Here is a 17,453-nt window from a genome sequence, read left to right on the forward strand (position 1 = left end):
AGACTCATGAGCGCAGAACTCCTAATCAATGTTACCCCGCAAGAATCACGGGTTGCCTTGCTCGAAAATGGCTGTTTGCAAGAGGTGCTGATTGAACGCACCACCCGCAAAGGCATTGTCGGCAATATTTACAAAGGCAAAGTCAGCCGCGTACTACCGGGGATGGAAGCGGCTTTTATCGACATTGGTTTGGAAAAATCGGCATTTTTGCACGCTTCTGACCTCACGCACCCTTCGCTGGAAGAATTTCAAGGCAATGCTATTCCACGCCCGACCCTGCAAATTAGCGAATTGCTTTACGAGGGCAAAAAGCTGTTGGTGCAAGTCATTAAAGATCCGCTCGGCACTAAGGGGGCGCGTTTGACCACACACGTCACCATTCCCTCGCGCTTTTTGGTGCTGATGCCGGATAACAACAATGTCGGTGTTTCGGGCAAGATTGAAGAGGGCGCAGAACGCGAACGCCTGCGGGCAACGATCGAACAGTTACGCATTGAATTTGGCAGTGAGCAAGGTTTCATCGTGCGTACTGCTGCCGAAGGGATCAGTGAAGACGATTTGCGCCGTGATATGAAGTTTTTGTGCAAACTCTGGAGCAGTATTTCCAAGTCGTCGGTTGAGTCGCCCGCGCCAACCTTGGTGTATTCGGATTTACCTTTGGTGCTGCGAGTATTGCGCGACATGGTGGGGGAAAAAATTAGCAAAGTGCAGATAGATTCCCGCGAAACTGCTACCAAAGTCATTGAATTTAGCCAGAAATACATTCCCGATTTAGCCAATGTCATTGAGCATTACCCCGGCGAACGCCCGATTTTTGACTTGCACGGCGTGGAAGAAGAAATCCAAAAAGCCTTGCAGCGTAAAGTGCCGCTCAAATCTGGTGGTTATTTGATCATTGATCAAACCGAGGCGATGACCACGATTGACGTGAATACCGGCGGCTTTGTTGGCAGCCGCAATCTCGAAGAAACCATTTTTCGCACCAATCTGGAAGCGGCGCAAACCATTGCCCGCCAGCTACGCCTGCGCAATTTGGGCGGCATTATCATTATTGATTTCATCGACATGCTGCAACACGACCACCGCCAACAGGTGTTGAAGTTGCTGGAAAAATCGTTGGAACGCGATTACGCCAAAACTTACGTCTGCGATGTGTCGCCGTTGGGTTTGGTGGAGATGACCCGCAAACGTACCCGCGAAAGCTTGGAACATGTGCTGTGCCAGCCTTGTCCTTGTTGCAATGGCAACGGTTTTATCAAAAGCGCGGAAACGGTGTGTTACGAAATCTTCCGCGAAATTTTGCGGGCAGTACGTCAATTTGATGCACGCGAATTACTGGTATTAGCGTCGCAGGAAACCGTGGATTTGTTGCTGGATGAAGAATCCGACAGTCTGGCCGAATTGCAGCAATTCGTGGGGATTCCGATCCGCTTACAGGTGGAAGCACTTTACACGCAGGAGCACTTCGACGTTGTACTTCTCTAGGAGGCAGGGCGGTTTTGTATTACGCCTCACCTACCTGCTACTCACTTTCTTGTTCCATTGGGCGATTTTTCTGGTTGCGCTGGTGGGGCTGGCGCATTTGTGGTTGCCAATGGTCGATGACTACAAAGGCATACTGGAACAAGAGTTGTCGAGCTTTGTTGGCAATCCGATCAGCATTGGGCAAATTCGTGTCGACCACGACAGCGAGGAATTGCGCTGGGTGTTGGAAAATTTGCAACTCACTGACGATGCTTCCGGGCAATCTCCTATCCAAATCCGCCAACTGAGCCTGACGGTAGACTGGCGCGAAAGCTTGCGCACCTTGCGCTTGCAACCGGCAGATATTGTGCTCGAAGGGGTGGAGTTTATCCTGCGCCAAGAAGCCAATGCGTTGCCAGAAGTACAGGGCTTGCGTTTTCCCTTGCCGGGGCAGAAAAATACCGCGCTGAATATTGAGCGCCAATCACCGATTCGCATCAGCATCAACAGTGGCTTTGTGCATTGGATGGATGTCACCAACCACCGCACCCTGACTTTGAGTGATTTGCAATTCATGGGTGAAATTTTGCCGAATGAAATCACCTTGCAAGCGGATGCCTTATTTCCCCCCGCGATTGGGGAAACCTTGGGCGTCGACGCGGTATTGCACCAAGTCACGAACGCGGCAGGCAAACCGCAATGGGACGGCACGCTCCATACTCGTACTCGGATTTTTAACCTCGCGGCTTTGCCGTCGCCGGAGCTGCAACACTACGGGGTGAATGCCGGTGGTTTGAAGCTCGATGCCACGATTACAGCCGCCGCAGGCAAGCCCCTGCACATCCGTGGCGAGGGTGAAATTCAGCATTTGGGGTGGGCAGGTAATGCGCAGACTCCCGCACTACAAGGCGTGAATGCGACATTTGCAGCGGCTAACGAAGGCGGTAGCGTCAAGGTTAAGCTCAACGATAGCCCGTTAAGTTACCCGCTGTGGTTTGAAAAAACCTTGCAGGTGGATAGCTTGGCAGCGGATCTGAACTGGCAAGTCAAAGCGGATGGCTGGCATTGGCAACTCACTCACCTACAAGCGGAAAACCCCGATCTTACCCTGCAAGGCACAGGAACGTTGGCGCTACCGACGCATCAAGCCCCGGCTATTGACCTTAATATGGCCTTCGCGACGCGCCGTACCGTGGATAATGTGCGCGATTACATCCCCGCGATTATTCCCGATAACACCGAAAAGTGGTTAAAAACGGCGATTGTGAAAGGCTACGTACCGAAGGGTGAATTTGTATTGCGCGGCAATCCGGCGGATTTTCCATTTCAACAGAATGCTGGGCTATTCGATATTCGTTTCGATATTGAACAAGGTGTATTGGCATATTTACCGGAATGGCCGGTCGCTAATGCCGTGAACGGTGAGCTGCATTTTCACAATGCGGATATGAATGCGACGGTGCACAGCGCTCGGATTATGGATTTGGCGGTGACGGGCGGCACGGTGGCGATTCCCAATATGCATACCCCCGATACGCACTTGTTGCTTGATTTGAAGACACAAGGGGATTTGCAAGCGCACATGAATTATTTGCGCGATGCCCCGATTGGGCGCAGTTTGCGGGATTTTATGCAAGTTGCTGAGTTTTCCGGTAAGTCGGCATTGCACCTGAAATTGGATGTACCCTTGAGGCAAGCGACACTGGAACAACAAGGCGTAGCGGTGGATGGCGTGGTGAGTTTGCAGGGCAACCGCTTTGCGATTCCGGCGTATGCGCAAATCTTTACCGACTTGCACGGGCAGGTGCATTTTGATCAGCATGGCGTGGCTGCAAACGAGGCAAGTGGGCAATACCGCGAGCAACCGCTCAAATTGTCAGCACGTACTGATAAAACCCAAGGCATTATCAACGTCGATTTGCAGCAGCAACAACAACCCGCAGTGTTTTTCCCAGAAAGCCTTGCCAGTTTGCGCCAATACCTCAGTGGCAAGGCATTGGTGAATACGCATTTGGAACTGCCTGCCTTTGGTGGGAATGCCAGCATGGGAAAAACACTCACGAGTTTGAAAGTGCAGGCGCGTAGCCAGTTGCAAGGTGTGACCATTACATTACCACCCCCGTTTGGCAAAACGGCAGCGGAGGCGCGTGAATTACACGTGGACGTTGACTTGCCGTTTGATTCGGCGAAACCTTGGCAAGCACGGGTGGAGTTGGGTAAACACTTGAAAGTGCAAGCGCGTTTGCCACACAAGGGTAAACAAGCAACTGCCATTGGCATCGGTTTGGGTGACAAGCCGGTTAAATTGCCTGCGAGTGGCATTCAAGTCGATGGCGAGTTGGCAGAACTCGATGTGCTGGATTGGCAGGCGCTGGGAATGTTTGGCGGCGCAGGATCAACCTCCGCTGCAATACCGACCGAGTTTCAAGCCGATGTGAAGGTTGGCAAGTTGACCGTGGGTCAACAGTCGCTAGGCAACGCAGCGCTTAGCGTGAGCGGTGGTGACATTCTCAAAGCGCATCTGCGGGCAGATAATTTACAAGCTAACGCGCATTTGCCAGTCAAGGCAATGGCAAGTGGGCGGGTGAATATTGATGCGCAACACCTTGATCTTGATCAGCTTGGTAAGCAGTTACCGACGGGCGCGTCGACAGCGGGTAACGGTTTATCGCCGGTAAATTTTCCCTCCATGCGATTTACGTGCACCGATTGCAGCAAGGGCGATTTTCCGCTTCAGTCGGTTAGTCTCAATTTGAATAAATCCCGCGATGCGTTGTTGATTGAGCAGTTGGAGATTCGGCATCCGCTGATGGTGTTATCAGCCTCTAAAGGGCGCTGGTATACGGCGGCGGATGGCATTCCCTACACCGAATTGACCGCCACCGCAACCCTGGCTGAACCGGGCAAGTTGTTGGCGAAACCGGGCAAAATTCCCGCTTTGCAAGGTGGCGCATTAACTGCCAACGCGCAGTTGCAGTGGCAAGGTGCGCCGTTTAATTTTGCCTTGGCAAATCTGAATGGCGCGATTCAAGCCAAACTTGGCAAAGGCAGTTTGACCGATGTTGACCCCGGTTTAGGGCGCTTATTGGGTTTATTGGATGCGCAACGTTTGCCGAATCGACTGGCCTTGGATTTCCGCGATATGACGGTGAAAGGCGCGGCATTTGATGCTATCACCGGCAGTTTTCGCTTGAAAAACGGCGTGCTGACAACCCACGATACCCTCATCGAAGCCGCTGCAATGGTGGCAGGTATTGAAGGCAGCCTCGATTTGAGCCGCAAAACCCTGAATCATACGGTGACAGTGATACCAAATTTGCGTTCAACCTTGCCCGTGGTGGGCGCGGCTTTGGGCGGCATCGGTGGTGGTGCGGCAATGTTGCTGTTGAATTCCTTGACAGAAAAATCCGCTGCGCACCAAGTGCAAACTGCAAATGGCTTGCGCTATCGCGTGACCGGTTCATGGGAAGCACCGGACATTATCGAATTAAAAGCACCATTCAAAAAGACGGATGTTGATGTTTTGATGCATTGAACAGACAATGACACCACGCACACAGTAAGGGGAAATCAGCATGGCGTTAATCGCAGCACTACAAATGGCAGCAGGCCCGAATGTTCCGGCAAATTTGTTGGAAGCAGGACGCTTGATTAAGGAAGCAGCAGCACGCGGCGCAGGCATGGTAGTGCTTCCCGAAACCTTTGCCATGATGGGTGTCGCCGATGCCGATAAAGTGAAAGTCGCGGAAACCTTCGGAGAAGGGCCGATCCAAGCATTCTTGAGCCAGCAAGCCCGCAAGTACGGCGTGTGGATTATTGCGGGTACGATTCCGATTCGTTCTGATGATCCGGCGCGTTCTTATGCCGCCTCGCTCATGTACGATGCCAAAGGCAAGGTGGTGGCGCGTTACGACAAAATTCATCTCTTCGATGTCATGCTCAGCGAGAATCAGGAAGTGTATACCGAGAGCGACACAACCATGCCGGGTAAAACGCCGGTGGTGGTGGATACGCCGTTTGGCAAGGTCGGAATGTCGGTGTGTTACGACTTGCGTTTCCCGGAATTGTACCGGCGCTTATCCGAGCAGGGGGCGCAAATTTTAGTAGTTCCCGCAGCCTTTACCGAGTTGACGGGCAAGGCGCACTGGGAAGTGTTATTGCGGGCGCGGGCGATTGAAAACCTGTGTTACGTGGTTGCTCCCGGACAAGGCGGGTATCACGTCAGCGGACGCACGACCTACGGTCACAGCATGATTGTGGACTATTGGGGGCGGGTACGCGGGGTGCGTGAAAAAGGCGCTGGCGTGGTTTTGGCTGACATTGATTTGGATGCATTGCAACAAACCCGCAAGACCTTTCCGGTACTGTCCCACCGTTGCCCGACACAAAATATTAATCAAGGAATAGCATGAAACAGGCATACGATTTTGCTCGTGAGGCATTTTTTGCCCCGACGGGTTTGAGTGAAGCGCATTTGGAACAAGTCTTTAGCCAGCTTTTAACCAAAGATACCACGCTGGCGGATTTGTATTTTCAGTCTGCCCGCCATGAATCTTGGGGCTTGGAAGAGGGCATTATCAAAAGCGGCAGTTACAGCATCGAGCAAGGCGTGGGCGTGCGCTCGGTCTGCGGTGAGCAAACCGGCTTTGCCTACAGCGGCGAAATCACGCTGCCTGCGTTGCTGGAATCTGCCAAAGCTGCGCGTGCGATCAGCCGTGCGGGGCAATCGGGCGCGGTAAATGCGTGGACAGTGCGTACCCCGCAACGCCCGCTTTACGGGATAGATGACCCGCTGAATTCGCTTTCCGAAGACGATAAAATCAGCTTTCTGCGCCAAATTGACAGCATTGCGCGGGCAACCAGCCCTTACGTGCGCCAAGTCATGGCGAGCATGGTAGCCGTGCATGAAATCATTTTGGTGGTGGATGAAACCGGACGCATGACCGCTGATGTGCGTCCGTTAGTACGTGCCAATGTTTCCGTTATTGTGGAACGCAATGGGCAAACCGAAAGTGCGACGGCAGGCGGTGGCGGGCGTTTCAACCTCGATTATTTCGTGAGTGGCAATAAGGCGCAAGAGTACGCCGAAGAAGCGGTGCGCAAAGCTTTGATCAATCTGGATGCGGAAGCCGCGCCAGCGGGCAATATGACCGTGGTATTGGGCAATGGTTGGCCCGGTGTCTTATTGCACGAAGCGATCGGGCACGGTTTGGAAGGCGATTTCAACCGCAAAGGCACATCGGCATTTGCAGGGCGGATTGGCGAACAAGTGGCTGCCAAAGGCATTACCGTGGTGGATGACGGCACGCTGGAACAACGCCGTGGTTCGTTAAGCGTGGATGATGAAGGCACGCAAACGCAATGCACCACGCTGATCGAAGACGGCATTCTCAAAGGGTATTTATTTGACCGTCAGAATGCGGCATTGATGGGGACACAATCCACTGGCAATGGTCGGCGTCAGTCTTACGCCAATTTGCCGATGCCGCGCATGACCAATACGTACATGCGGGCGGGCGACTATGATCCGGCAGAAATCATTGCGTCGGTGGAGAAAGGCATTTACGCAGTGAATTTCTCTGGCGGGCAAGTCGACATTACGTCGGGGAAATTCGTGTTTTCCGCCTCGGAAGCGTATCAAATCGAAAACGGTAAAATTGGCAAACCCTTGAAGAACGCCACGCTAATTGGTAATGGCCCGGATGTTTTAACCCGTGTCAGCATGATCGGCAATGATTTGCAACTGGATACCGGCATCGGCGTGTGCGGTAAAGACGGGCAAAGCGTACCCGTGGGCGTGGGTCAACCAACACTTCGGGTTGACGGTTTAACCGTTGGCGGCACAGCGACAGCATAAGGATAATGACCATGATTGAACTCGACAACCGTTTCGACCTCTCGACTGAATTTCAAGCGATGGCGGAGCAGGTGCTGGCGGCAGCCAAAGCCAAAGGCGCGACGGCGGCTGAACTCGACATCGACAAAAGCATGGGGCTTTCGGTCGAAGTGCGCATGGGGCAGGTGGAGAAGCTGCAATACCACCGCGATCAGGGCATTAACCTCGCGGTTTATTTTGGGCATCGCAAAGGCTATGCCTCGACGGGTGATTTTTCGCCGCAAGCGTTGGCAGATACCTTGGAGGCAGCGTGTCGGATTGCGCGTTATACCTCAGAAGATGATTTCAACGGCTTGGCGGATGCGGAATGCATGGCAACCGAATTTCCGAAGCTGGATTTGTACCACCCGTGGGAATTGAATGCGGACATGGCAATTGACATGGCGCTGCAAACCGAAGCGGTGGCGCGTGAACACGATGCCCGCATTACCAATAGCGAAGGTGCGGGTGTGGATAGCTACGCGGGCATGAGTTTGTACGCGAATTCACACGGTTTCATGGGGGTTAGTCACAGCACGCGCCATTCCTTGAGCTGTTCAGTGGTGGCGCAAGATGGCGACTCCATGCAACGCGATTATTGGTATAGCGTGTCGCGCGTGCCGGGATTGCTGGAATCGGCAGATAGCGTGGGCGCGGAAGCGGCGCAACGCACGGTGCGGCGCTTGAATGCGCGTTCCTTGTCTACCCGCGAAGCGCCGGTATTATTTGTGCCGCAAATGGCGCGGGGTTTGGTTGGGCAATTGGTGTCAGCGATCAGTGGTGGTTCGCAATACCGCAAAGCCAGCTTTTTGCTGAATTCGATTGGGCAACAAGCGTTTCCTGATTTCGTGCAGTTACGTGAAGACCCGTTGATTCGTCAAGCCTTGGGCAGCCGTTCCTACGATGCCGAAGGCGTGGCAACGCAAGCGCGGGATATTGTCAAAGATGGCATTATCCAAGGCTATTTCCTTGGCAGTTACAGCGCTCGCAAGTTGGGAATGCAAAGCACGGGCAGTGCGAGTGGCGCAACCAATTTGTTGCTGGCGGATACGGGGGTGAGTTTCCCTGATTTGTTGGCGCAAATGGGTACGGGATTGATGGTAACGGAATTGATTGGCAGCGGTGTCAATGGCATTACTGGCGATTATTCGCGGGGTGCGGTGGGTTACTGGGTCGAAAACGGCATGATTGTGCATCCGGTGGAAGAGGTGACGATTGCCGGAAATTTGAAGGCTATGTTCCAAGGCATCGTCGCAATTGGGGATGATGTGGATGCGCGTGGTAGTATCCGTACTGGGTCGATTTTGATTGATAAAATGACCATTGCCGGTCAATAGTGTAAAGGAAGTGTATGAGTCAGTTTGAGAATGTCAGCGTTACTAAAACGGCGAATGTGTATTTTGAGGGTAAGTGTGTCAGTCACACCGTGACACTGGCGGATGGCACGCGCAAGAGCGTGGGGGTAATTTTACCGTCTACCCTAACGTTTAATACGGGTGCGCCGGAGATTATGGAATTGCTACAAGGTCGCTGCCGCGTGCGCTTGGCGGGCAGCGATGCTTGGGTTGATTATGCCGGTGGACAATCGTTTGAGGTGGGTGCAAATTCATCTTTCGATATTGAAACTTTGGCAGATTTGCACTACGTGTGCCATTTCGGTTGATTAATGGCTGAGGTGTTGGGCGGGGCGAGTTAAGGCTTTCCCGTCCAGCATTGCCTGATTGCCTTCCAGTGTTAATCTGCCTTCCACAAACCATTGGATAGCGCGTGGGTAAATGATGTGTTCCTGCTCTTGTATCCGTTGCGCCAGACTCTGTTCCGTATCGCTGGGTAACACCGGCACTTTGGCCTGAATAATCACCGGGCCACCATCCAATTCTGGGGTCACGAAATGCACGCTCACACCGTGTTCATGCCCACCGTCTTCCAATACACGCCGATGGGTATGAATACCTTTGTACAGTGGCAATAGAGAAGGGTGGATATTAAGCATTCGTCCCGCGTAATGGCGCACAAAGTCGGGGGTGAGGATGCGCATAAACCCCGCCAGTACCACCAAATCCGGTTCGAAACCGTCAATCTGCGCTTGCAAGGCTTGGTCGAACGCGGGGCGGCTGTCAAAGGTGGTGTGATCCAGCATGATGGTCGGAATTCCGGCATCGGTAGCGCGTTGCAAGCCATATACATCAGCGCGATTGCTGATCACCGCCGCAATGCGTGCTTTCAGGCGACCGGCTTTAATCGCGTTGATAATGGCTTGCAAGTTGCTGCCGCTGCCTGAAATCAGCACTACCAAGGCAGGCAGTGCTGTCTGCGGATCAATCGACATACTGGACGAAGGGGGTATCGCTGTCAGAAGCATCCATCGTGCCAATTTGCCAAGCTTTGATATTTTCCAAGCGGCAAGTGCTAATGATTTCTTCGGATTTATCGGCGGGGACGACCAAAATCATGCCGATACCGCAGTTGAAGGTGCGTAACATTTCATTATCTGCCACGCCGCCTTTTTCCTGCAACCAGTTGAAGATTTCGGGGCGTTGCCAGCTACTCAAACTGATTTTAGCTTTGGTGCGGGCAGGCAAAACACGCGGTAAATTTTCGGTTAAACCACCGCCCGTGATGTGTGCGACGGCGTGCAAATCGTAACGGCGCATTAAGCCGAGAATCGCTTTGACGTAAATGCGCGTCGGCTCTAGTAAAGTACGCCCTAAGGTGCTGTCACCGAAGGCTTCATCCAATGACGCGCCACTGACTTCAATGATTTTGCGAATCAGTGAATAGCCGTTGGAATGCGGGCCACTGGAAGCCAATCCAATCAGCACGTCATTGCGGTGTACGCGCGAATTGTCGAGAATATTGTCACGTTCCACCACACCGACGCAGAAGCCTGCGAGGTCGAAATCGTCACCGTGGTACATGCCCGGCATTTCGGCAGTTTCACCACCTGCGAGTGCGGCACCGGCTTGAGAGCAACCTTCGGCGATACCGGCAATGACTTTTTCAGCCATGTCAACGTCGAGTTTGCCGGTGGCGAAGTAGTCGAGGAAAAATAACGGCTCTGCACCGCTGACGATAATGTCATTGACGCACATTGCCACTAAGTCAATGCCGATCGTGTCGTAAATGCCGGTGTCGATCGCGAGGCGGAGTTTGGTGCCTACGCCATCTGTACCGGATACCAGCACTGGATTTTTGTAGTGCGACGGGATCGACATGAGTGCGCCGAAGCCCCCCAATCCGCTGAGCATTTCAGGGCGTTTGGTGCGTTGCGCGTGGGGTTTGATGCGTTCTACCAGCGTGTTGCCTGCATCAATATCAACGCCAGCGTCACGGTAAGTCAGAGAGGGTTTGCTTGAATCCATTAAGCCTGTCTCGGTTAGGGCAGTCATAAAGAGCGGATTCTAACATAGCCACCCATCGGCTGACACACAGAAAATCCAACCTTTGTTTGAAAAAATACTGGAAATCGTCAAACGTTTTGCGTAATATACGCATCCTTCGGAGAGCTGGCAGAGTGGTCGAATGCGGCGGTCTTGAAAACCGTTGAGGGTTATACCTCCGGGGGTTCGAATCCCTCGCTCTCCGCCATATTGTTGACCGAAATTATTCGGACAAATATAAAAAGCCTGCTACACAGCAGGCTTTTTTGTGTCTATCATTTCTGCAATACACGCATGGAACAAGAGTTATGTTGGACCCAAAAAGTTTAAGAACCGATCTGGATGCAATCGCGGCACAATTGGCGCGACGCGGTTTCAAGCTGGATGTGGATACCATCCGCGCGGTCGAAGAGCGCCGTAAAGCCTTACAAGTGGATACCCAAACCTTACAAAATGAACGTAACTCGCGTTCCAAAGCCATTGGGCAAGCCAAAGCGAAGGGCATAGACATTCAGCCCCTACTTGCCGAAGTTGCGGATATGGGCGATACGCTCAAGGAAAAAGAGCAGCAACTCGCGAGTTTACAAGCCGAACTTGATGCCATCGTGATGGGCATTCCCAATGTGCTGGATGTTTCTGTACCCGACGGCAAAGATGAAAACGCCAATGTGGAAATTCGCCGCTGGGGTGAGCCGACCGCGTTCGATTTTGAACCGAAAGATCACGTTGATCTCGGTTTGCCGAATGGGTGGATGGATTTTGATGCGGGTGCAAAACTTACCGGCTCACGCTTTGTGGTGATGCGCGGGGCAATGGCGCGGCTGCACCGGGCGCTGATCCAGTTCATGCTCGATACGCACACGCAGGAACACGGTTACACCGAAGCGTATGTGCCCTACATGGTGAATGCGGACAGTTTGCGTGGCACGGGGCAGTTGCCGAAATTTGCCGAAGATTTGTTTAAGCTGGAAGGCGAACAAGGGTATTACCTGATTCCCACCGCTGAAGTGCCGGTCACGAATCTGGCTCGCGATACCATTATTGATGCTGCCGAATTGCCGGTGAAATACGCTTGCCACACGCCGTGTTTCCGTTCCGAAGCGGGTTCTTACGGCAAGGATACCCGTGGCTTGATTCGCCAGCATCAGTTTGAAAAAGTGGAAATGGTGCAATTGGTGCGCCCGGAAGATTCCACGCAAGCGCTGGAAAGTCTGACGGGTCATGCTGAAGCGATTCTGCAAAAGTTGGGGCTGCCGTACCGGGTGATTGTGTTGTGTGCAGGCGATACCGGCTTTTCCTCGATGAAAACTTATGATCTGGAAGTCTGGCTGCCGGGTCAGCAAAAATACCGTGAGATTTCATCGTGTTCTGTTTTCGGGGATTTTCAGGCACGCCGCATGATGGCGCGTTATCGCAATCCTGAAACCGGCAAGCCAGAGTTGCTGCACACGTTGAACGGTTCTGGTTTGGCAGTGGGGCGCACCTTGGTTGCTGTGCTGGAAAATTATCAGGAAGCCGATGGGCGTATCCGCATTCCAAACGCTTTGCGTGGGTATATGGGTAACGCGGAGTATCTGTGATATATCAGGGAAATACTGCATTAACTTGATTCTGCGCAATGTAAACGGCGCAGGGTAAGGTATCATGCAGTTTTTTCAACCCGTCCGGCATCGCCAACGATTGGATATTGCAACATGAGTATTGAACAAGCCATCCAGCCCAAAGCATCTCTTCAACCGCGTTCGGTAGAAGGGCGTTTTCGCAACATTAAAACCGGCATTTTGTTGCTGGGCTATGCGGTGTTTTTCTTAATGCCGTGGATTCGCTGGGAACGTGCCGTGGGGCCAGATCAGGCGATCTTGTTTGATATTCCGGGGCGGCGTTATTACATGTTCGACTTGGTGATGCACGCGCAGGATATTTTCTGGCTGACGGCGTTGTTATTCCTTGCAGCAGTATTGTTGTTCTTTGTGACCACGCTGTTTGGGCGGGTATTCTGCGGGTATTTCTGTTTCCAAACCTTGTGGACGGATGCTTTCCGTTGGATTGAGCGCTGGGTGCAAGGCGACCGGGTAGCGCGGTTGCGTTTGGATAAGCAGCCGTGGAATGTTGAAAAGATCCGCAAGATTGGTCTGACGCATGGTTTGTGGCTGTTATTGGCCATGTGGACAGGCTTGAGTTTTGCGCTTTACTGGGGTGATGCGTTTGAATTGACGGCTGGATTTTTTACCGGCACTGCGCCCTCTGCGGTATACGGCACCGTCATTATTTTGATGACCACGACTTACCTGACGGCGGGTTGGGCGAAGGAATATGTGTGCTTGCACATGTGTCCTTACTCACGTTTCCAAAGCGTTATGTTTGACCAAGATACCATGATTGTGTCGTATGACATGAATCGCGGTGAAGGCACGACCGGGCGCGTCAAGCCGGTGAAAGAGTTGCGCGATCAGGCATTCCGTCAGGAAAAAGGTCACGGCGACTGCGTGGATTGTGGCTTGTGTGTGCAAGTTTGCCCCACAGGGATCGACATCCGTAACGGTTTGCAAATCGGCTGTATTCACTGTGCGCTGTGTATTGATGCTTGCGATGGTATTATGGATAAACAGGGCTGGAAGCGTGGCCTGATCCGTTACACCTCTGAACACGGTTTGGAAGGCAAGAAAACCAAAATTCTCAAGTTGCGCACTGTTGGTTATGGCATAGCGACATTGTTTGCAACGATTTATCTGGTGTGGAGCATTGCCAGCAGCAAACAATTGGAAGTGACCGCTGTACAGATTCGTAGCCCCTTGTACGTGACCCTTTCTGACGGGCGTATTCAAAACAGCTACGAAGTCAAAATCAATAACAAAACCATGGAAGCGGCGCGTTATACCTTGGCAATCGAAGGGCTGCCAAAAGCGGAAATGGAGTTGCAGATCAACGATTTGAGCGTGAAACCGGATTCAACCCTGCGCGTCTTGGCGAAAGTCCGCTATACTATGCAGCCCGGTGAGGCAGGCAAAAACCATGACTTCCAGTTCAGGCTCACGCCGTTGGAAGGCAAGGTGAAAGAGCCGGTCATCATCCCTTCACACTTTATGACTCCGTAAGGTTGCATGGAAAATCAAAATATAGCATTCACACTAGGGGTTGGCGTACTGGCGGCGCTTGCCCTGTTTGTGTTGTTTTTCAAAGTCTTGAAACGCCCCGGTAAGCTGGCTTCATTGCTGACATTTTTGGTGGTATTGGCGGTTTACGTGCCATTAGCCGTGTTGTATTGGGCAAGTTTGGATGTGTTCGCCATCCACTTCGCCTTTTTCACCATGGCGGCGGTATTGCCGGGTATTATTGTGGGCAATCGGCGTGGCTCGGATGTCGATGGCGGTAGGTTGCACTGGGGGCCTGGGGTTATCATTGGCTTTTTTATGATCCTCGTGATTGTGGATTCCACGATTATTACCTTGGCAAACAGTGGCGCAAGTGCCGATTTTATCCGCAAGTTCCTGCCCGAACCACGCCGTGAAAGTGCTCAAAATGTCACGTCGGCTTTCCCCGGCACGGTTTCCAATGACTACCAGAAAAAATATGACCTGTATAATAACTATATCGGCCAGTTGAAAACACAGCAGGAACGTGGCTGGCAAGTCGCCGATGGTTGGTTGGAAAAACCGCAACCCAATAAAGCCAGCATGTTCCGTATCCACGTGACCGATAAAGCGGGCCAAGCTGTTACAGGCGGGCGGGTGCAAGTGTCTTTTTTACGCCCTTCCAATAAAGCGCTGGATGTTACCTTGGATTTACCAGAAGCCGCACCCGGTTTCTACGGTCAACCGCTTGCTTTGCCTGCACCAGGCGCTTGGAGCATGGTCATGACCATCAAACGTGGCGATGAAGTCCATGAAGTGAAAGGCGAAACCTGGATTGGTGAGCAACAATAAGCCATTATGAGTGAAACTGCTTTACAGGTTGCCGCTGGAAATTGTTTTCACTGCGGTCAACCCGTACCTCCCGGTGCGCATTACATCGTCAGTATTGATAAGCAGCAACGTGAAATGTGTTGCACGGGCTGTCAGGCGGTAGCGACGGCAATTGTCGACAATAACCTCACCGATTATTACCGTTTCCGTACTGAAATCAGTGATAAGCCCGATGATTTAGTGCCGGAAGCATTGCGGCAGTTACAGGTTTACGATTCCGCCGATTTGCAAAAATCGTTTGTACGCGAAACGGGCGCAAACGTCCGAGAAGCCTCGCTGATTCTCGAAGGCATTGTGTGTGCCGCTTGCGTCTGGCTCAACGAGCATCACGTCAAGCAACTTGATGGGGTGCTGGATTTCCGCATCAACTATTCCACTCACCGCGCTACCTTGAAATGGGATAACGCTCGCCTGCATTTGAGTCAGGTGTTGCAAGCCATTTCCGAAATCGGCTATCACGCACACCCGTTTGACCCGCGTCGGCTTGAATCCCTGCAAAAAAAGGAAAAATCGGCGGCCTTGCGTCGCATTGCCATTGCGGGCTTGGGCATGATGCAGGTGATGATGATTGCGATAGCCATGTACATCGGTGCAGTGTCGGATATGGATACCGGAATGCGCGATTTCCTGCGCTGGATCAGTCTGGTAATGACCACGCCTGTGGTGTTTTATTCCGCCAAAGTATTTTTCAGCTCCGCTTGGCGTGATGTGCGGCGCGGGCGCTTTGGCATGGATGTGCCGGTATCGTTGGCAATCGCGATTGCGTTTACTGCCAGTGTTTGGGCAACGTTCACGGGCGGCGGTGAAGTTTATTTTGATTCGGTGACGATGTTCACGTTTTTCCTGCTGACCGGTCGCTATTTGGAAATGGCGGCACGGCACAAATCCGGTCAGGTGGCGGAGGAGTTGGTGCGCTTAATGCCCGCCACGGCGACACGTTTGCGTGACGGTGCGCAGGAAGTGATTCCGGTGAGTCAGCTTGAACTGGGTGATTATGTCTTAATCAAGCCGGGTGAAGTGGTGCCTGCGGATGGTGTTGTCACCACCGGCACAAGCAGCACCAATGAATCGCTATTGACGGGTGAAAGTTTGCCTTGCCACAAACAATGCGGCGATGCGTTGGTCGGCGGCACGGTGAATATGGAAAGCCCGTTGACGATGCGCGTCGATAAAGTCGGCGACAGCACCGTGCTGGCCGCTATCATCCGCTTGCTGGAGCGGGCGCAAGCCGAAAAACCGGAATTGGCACGCTTGGCGGAAAAAGTGGCTTCGCGCTTTGTGCCGCTGATTTTAGTGACAGCTCTGGCGGTGTTTGCTTGGTGGTATCAACACCAACCCACGGAAGCGTTTTGGATTGCGTTGTCTGTATTGGTGATTACTTGCCCGTGTGCTTTCTCTTTGGCGACGCCAGCCGCTTTGACTGCTGCCACAGGTTTGCTCACGTCTAAAGGTGTGTTAACGACCCGTGGTCATGCTTTGGAAACTTTGGCGCGAATCAATCACATTATTTTTGATAAAACCGGCACGCTTACGCACGGGCATTTGGAAGTGGTTGACGTGCAAACCTTGGGCGCTGATTCAATCGCCGTATGCCAGCAACTAGCCGCTGGGCTGGAAATGGCTTCAGAACACCCGGTTGCTCACGCGATTGTACGTCTGAGTGATAGCCCTGCCAGTGTCGTTGATCTGACGGCAGAATCTGGGCGCGGCGTGAAAGGCGTGTGCGCAGGCAAGCATTACCGCATTGGTACGCGCGCGTTTGTTGAAGAATTGACAGGCTGCCCGTTGCCTGCGAACGTATCCGCCGCTGGTGAGCGCTCACAAATTTTTCTCGGCTCAGACGCTGGCTGGTTAGCGGTGTTTAGTCTCGCGGATCAGTTACGCGCTGAAGCGGCACAAATGGTGGCAGAATTGCAAGCCATGGGGGTTACAGTGACCTTGCTCAGCGGTGATTCCCCGAACGTTGTGGCAGTGGTTGCGCAGCAGTTGGGGATTGCTCATGCTCACGGCGGTCAATTGCCCGATGCTAAGTTGGCGTATTTGCGTGATTTGCAAGCGCAGGGTGCTACCGTGGCAATGGTCGGCGATGGGGTGAACGATGCGCCAGTGTTGGCAGGTGCACCCGTGTCGATTGCGATGGGCAGTGGCTCACAATTGGCGCAAGCCAGTGCTGATATGGTGTTATTGTCAGAAAATTTGCGGCAGCTACCGTTTGCGGTGCGTACTTCGCGGCGGATGCAAACCATTATAAAACAGAACTTTTTATGGACGATTGCCTATAATCTGGTGGCGATTCCTTTGGCGGCAACCGGCATGATTGCGCCGTGGATGGCGGCGATTGGGATGTCTGCTAGTTCTTTAGTTGTGGTACTTAATTCATTACGCCTGAAAAATGATTAATCTTAGTCTACAATGATACGTTTGGTTAAGGTGTAATGCGATGGATGCCTTGTATTTGCTTATTCCAATAGCACTCGGCGTGATGATTGTCGTAGTGGTGGCCTTTATCTACACCGTCAAAAGCGGGCAGTACGATGATTTAGAAGGGCCAGCGCACCGTATTTTGATGGATGATGATGACCCGCGTATTCCCGGCAATCAAGCAGCGCCTGCTGCGAAAGTTGCGGATGAGGCAAAGGATAAAAGCGCTTAGCGTGACAGGGTGCATAAATGTGCCGCTCGTCGCCACTTATCATCTCTATATCATTTTATTCATAAAGCTGAACATATCATTAACCATAATGTGAAAATTGTTCTATGCTATCTATAACA

At 52.5% G+C, this 17,453-nt stretch carries 13 protein-coding genes and 1 tRNA gene; 12 read left to right on the top strand and 2 right to left on the bottom strand.

Annotation, left to right across the window (positions count from 1 at the left end):
• Nucleotides 1-6 precede the first annotated feature (6 nt).
• Genes rng through ppnP form a run of 6 tightly spaced genes read left to right on the top strand, consistent with a single transcriptional unit; the run spans nucleotide 7 to nucleotide 9,002 of the window.
• Nucleotides 7-1,485 carry a ribonuclease G gene (gene rng / locus HMY34_RS17605; RefSeq protein WP_202716732.1) on the top strand — a complete coding sequence of 493 codons (1,479 nt, stop codon included), beginning with the start codon at nucleotides 7-9 and terminating at the stop codon, nucleotides 1,483-1,485.
• On the top strand, nucleotides 1,472-4,999 hold the full coding sequence (locus HMY34_RS17610) for a YhdP family phospholipid transporter (RefSeq protein WP_202716733.1): 3,528 nt from the start codon (nucleotides 1,472-1,474) through the stop codon (nucleotides 4,997-4,999). Before rng ends, HMY34_RS17610 begins: the two co-directional genes overlap by 14 nt.
• A gap of 40 nt (nucleotides 5,000-5,039) precedes the next feature.
• Nucleotides 5,040-5,876, top strand: coding sequence for a carbon-nitrogen hydrolase family protein (locus HMY34_RS17615; RefSeq protein WP_202716734.1), 837 nt, complete (start codon nucleotides 5,040-5,042; stop codon nucleotides 5,874-5,876).
• Entirely contained in the window at nucleotides 5,873-7,321 is a 1,449-nt protein-coding gene (gene tldD, locus HMY34_RS17620; protein WP_202716735.1) for a metalloprotease TldD, read from the top strand. Before HMY34_RS17615 ends, tldD begins: the two co-directional genes overlap by 4 nt.
• 11 nt (nucleotides 7,322-7,332) lie before the next feature.
• Nucleotides 7,333-8,676: a metalloprotease PmbA gene (pmbA, locus tag HMY34_RS17625; RefSeq protein ID WP_202716736.1), complete on the top strand. Its 1,344-nt coding sequence runs from the start codon at nucleotides 7,333-7,335 to the stop codon at nucleotides 8,674-8,676.
• Between the two features lie 14 nt (nucleotides 8,677-8,690).
• Nucleotides 8,691-9,002 (top strand): pyrimidine/purine nucleoside phosphorylase, encoded by a 312-nt coding sequence (gene ppnP, locus HMY34_RS17630; protein WP_202716737.1) that lies wholly within the window; start codon nucleotides 8,691-8,693, stop codon nucleotides 9,000-9,002.
• Here the strand turns inward: ppnP and purN are convergent, their stop codons facing one another.
• Nucleotides 9,003-9,668: a phosphoribosylglycinamide formyltransferase gene (gene purN, locus HMY34_RS17635; RefSeq protein WP_202719239.1), complete on the bottom strand. Its 666-nt coding sequence runs from the start codon at nucleotides 9,666-9,668 to the stop codon at nucleotides 9,003-9,005. It abuts the gene before it with no gap.
• Nucleotides 9,658-10,701, bottom strand: coding sequence for a phosphoribosylformylglycinamidine cyclo-ligase (gene purM, locus HMY34_RS17640; protein WP_202719238.1), 1,044 nt, complete (start codon nucleotides 10,699-10,701; stop codon nucleotides 9,658-9,660). Before purM ends, purN begins: the two co-directional genes overlap by 11 nt.
• A gap of 138 nt (nucleotides 10,702-10,839) precedes the next feature.
• Between purM and HMY34_RS17645 the strand changes: the two genes are divergently transcribed.
• The 6 genes from HMY34_RS17645 (at nucleotide 10,840) to ccoS (ending at nucleotide 17,334) form a co-directional block, all read left to right on the top strand.
• A tRNA-Ser gene (locus tag HMY34_RS17645) sits at nucleotides 10,840-10,927 on the top strand.
• Between the two features lie 100 nt (nucleotides 10,928-11,027).
• Nucleotides 11,028-12,299: a serine--tRNA ligase gene (gene serS, locus HMY34_RS17650; protein ID WP_202716738.1), complete on the top strand. Its 1,272-nt coding sequence runs from the start codon at nucleotides 11,028-11,030 to the stop codon at nucleotides 12,297-12,299.
• A 114-nt stretch (nucleotides 12,300-12,413) separates the two neighbouring features.
• Nucleotides 12,414-13,814, top strand: a complete 1,401-nt coding sequence (gene ccoG / locus HMY34_RS17655) for a cytochrome c oxidase accessory protein CcoG (RefSeq protein WP_202716739.1) — start codon at nucleotides 12,414-12,416, stop codon at nucleotides 13,812-13,814.
• A 6-nt stretch (nucleotides 13,815-13,820) separates the two neighbouring features.
• Nucleotides 13,821-14,642, top strand: coding sequence for a FixH family protein (locus HMY34_RS17660; protein ID WP_202716740.1), 822 nt, complete (start codon nucleotides 13,821-13,823; stop codon nucleotides 14,640-14,642).
• A gap of 6 nt (nucleotides 14,643-14,648) precedes the next feature.
• A complete protein-coding gene (locus HMY34_RS17665; RefSeq protein WP_202716741.1) occupies nucleotides 14,649-17,081 on the top strand; it encodes a heavy metal translocating P-type ATPase in 2,433 nt (810 codons plus the stop codon).
• Between the two features lie 40 nt (nucleotides 17,082-17,121).
• Nucleotides 17,122-17,334: a cbb3-type cytochrome oxidase assembly protein CcoS gene (gene ccoS / locus HMY34_RS17670; RefSeq protein ID WP_202716742.1), complete on the top strand. Its 213-nt coding sequence runs from the start codon at nucleotides 17,122-17,124 to the stop codon at nucleotides 17,332-17,334.
• The last annotated feature ends 119 nt before the right edge of the window (nucleotides 17,335-17,453 follow it).

This window comes from Thiothrix subterranea, assembly GCF_016772315.1.
GTDB classification, from domain to species: domain Bacteria; phylum Pseudomonadota; class Gammaproteobacteria; order Thiotrichales; family Thiotrichaceae; genus Thiothrix; species Thiothrix subterranea.

Excerpts from the sequence above, each read along its gene's own strand:
- rng (WP_202716732.1), top strand. The coding sequence starts at position 7 with ATGAGCGCAGAACTCCTAATCAATGTTACCCCGCAAGAATCACGGGTT.
- HMY34_RS17615 (WP_202716734.1), top strand. The coding sequence starts at position 5,040 with ATGGCGTTAATCGCAGCACTACAAATGGCAGCAGGCCCGAATGTTCCG.
- tldD (WP_202716735.1), top strand. The coding sequence starts at position 5,873 with ATGAAACAGGCATACGATTTTGCTCGTGAGGCATTTTTTGCCCCGACG.
- pmbA (WP_202716736.1), top strand. The coding sequence starts at position 7,333 with ATGATTGAACTCGACAACCGTTTCGACCTCTCGACTGAATTTCAAGCG.
- ppnP (WP_202716737.1), top strand. The coding sequence starts at position 8,691 with ATGAGTCAGTTTGAGAATGTCAGCGTTACTAAAACGGCGAATGTGTAT.
- purN (WP_202719239.1), bottom strand. The coding sequence starts at position 9,668 with ATGTCGATTGATCCGCAGACAGCACTGCCTGCCTTGGTAGTGCTGATT.
- purM (WP_202719238.1), bottom strand. The coding sequence starts at position 10,701 with ATGGATTCAAGCAAACCCTCTCTGACTTACCGTGACGCTGGCGTTGAT.
- serS (WP_202716738.1), top strand. The coding sequence starts at position 11,028 with ATGTTGGACCCAAAAAGTTTAAGAACCGATCTGGATGCAATCGCGGCA.
- ccoG (WP_202716739.1), top strand. The coding sequence starts at position 12,414 with ATGAGTATTGAACAAGCCATCCAGCCCAAAGCATCTCTTCAACCGCGT.
- HMY34_RS17660 (WP_202716740.1), top strand. The coding sequence starts at position 13,821 with ATGGAAAATCAAAATATAGCATTCACACTAGGGGTTGGCGTACTGGCG.
- HMY34_RS17665 (WP_202716741.1), top strand. The coding sequence starts at position 14,649 with ATGAGTGAAACTGCTTTACAGGTTGCCGCTGGAAATTGTTTTCACTGC.
- ccoS (WP_202716742.1), top strand. The coding sequence starts at position 17,122 with ATGGATGCCTTGTATTTGCTTATTCCAATAGCACTCGGCGTGATGATT.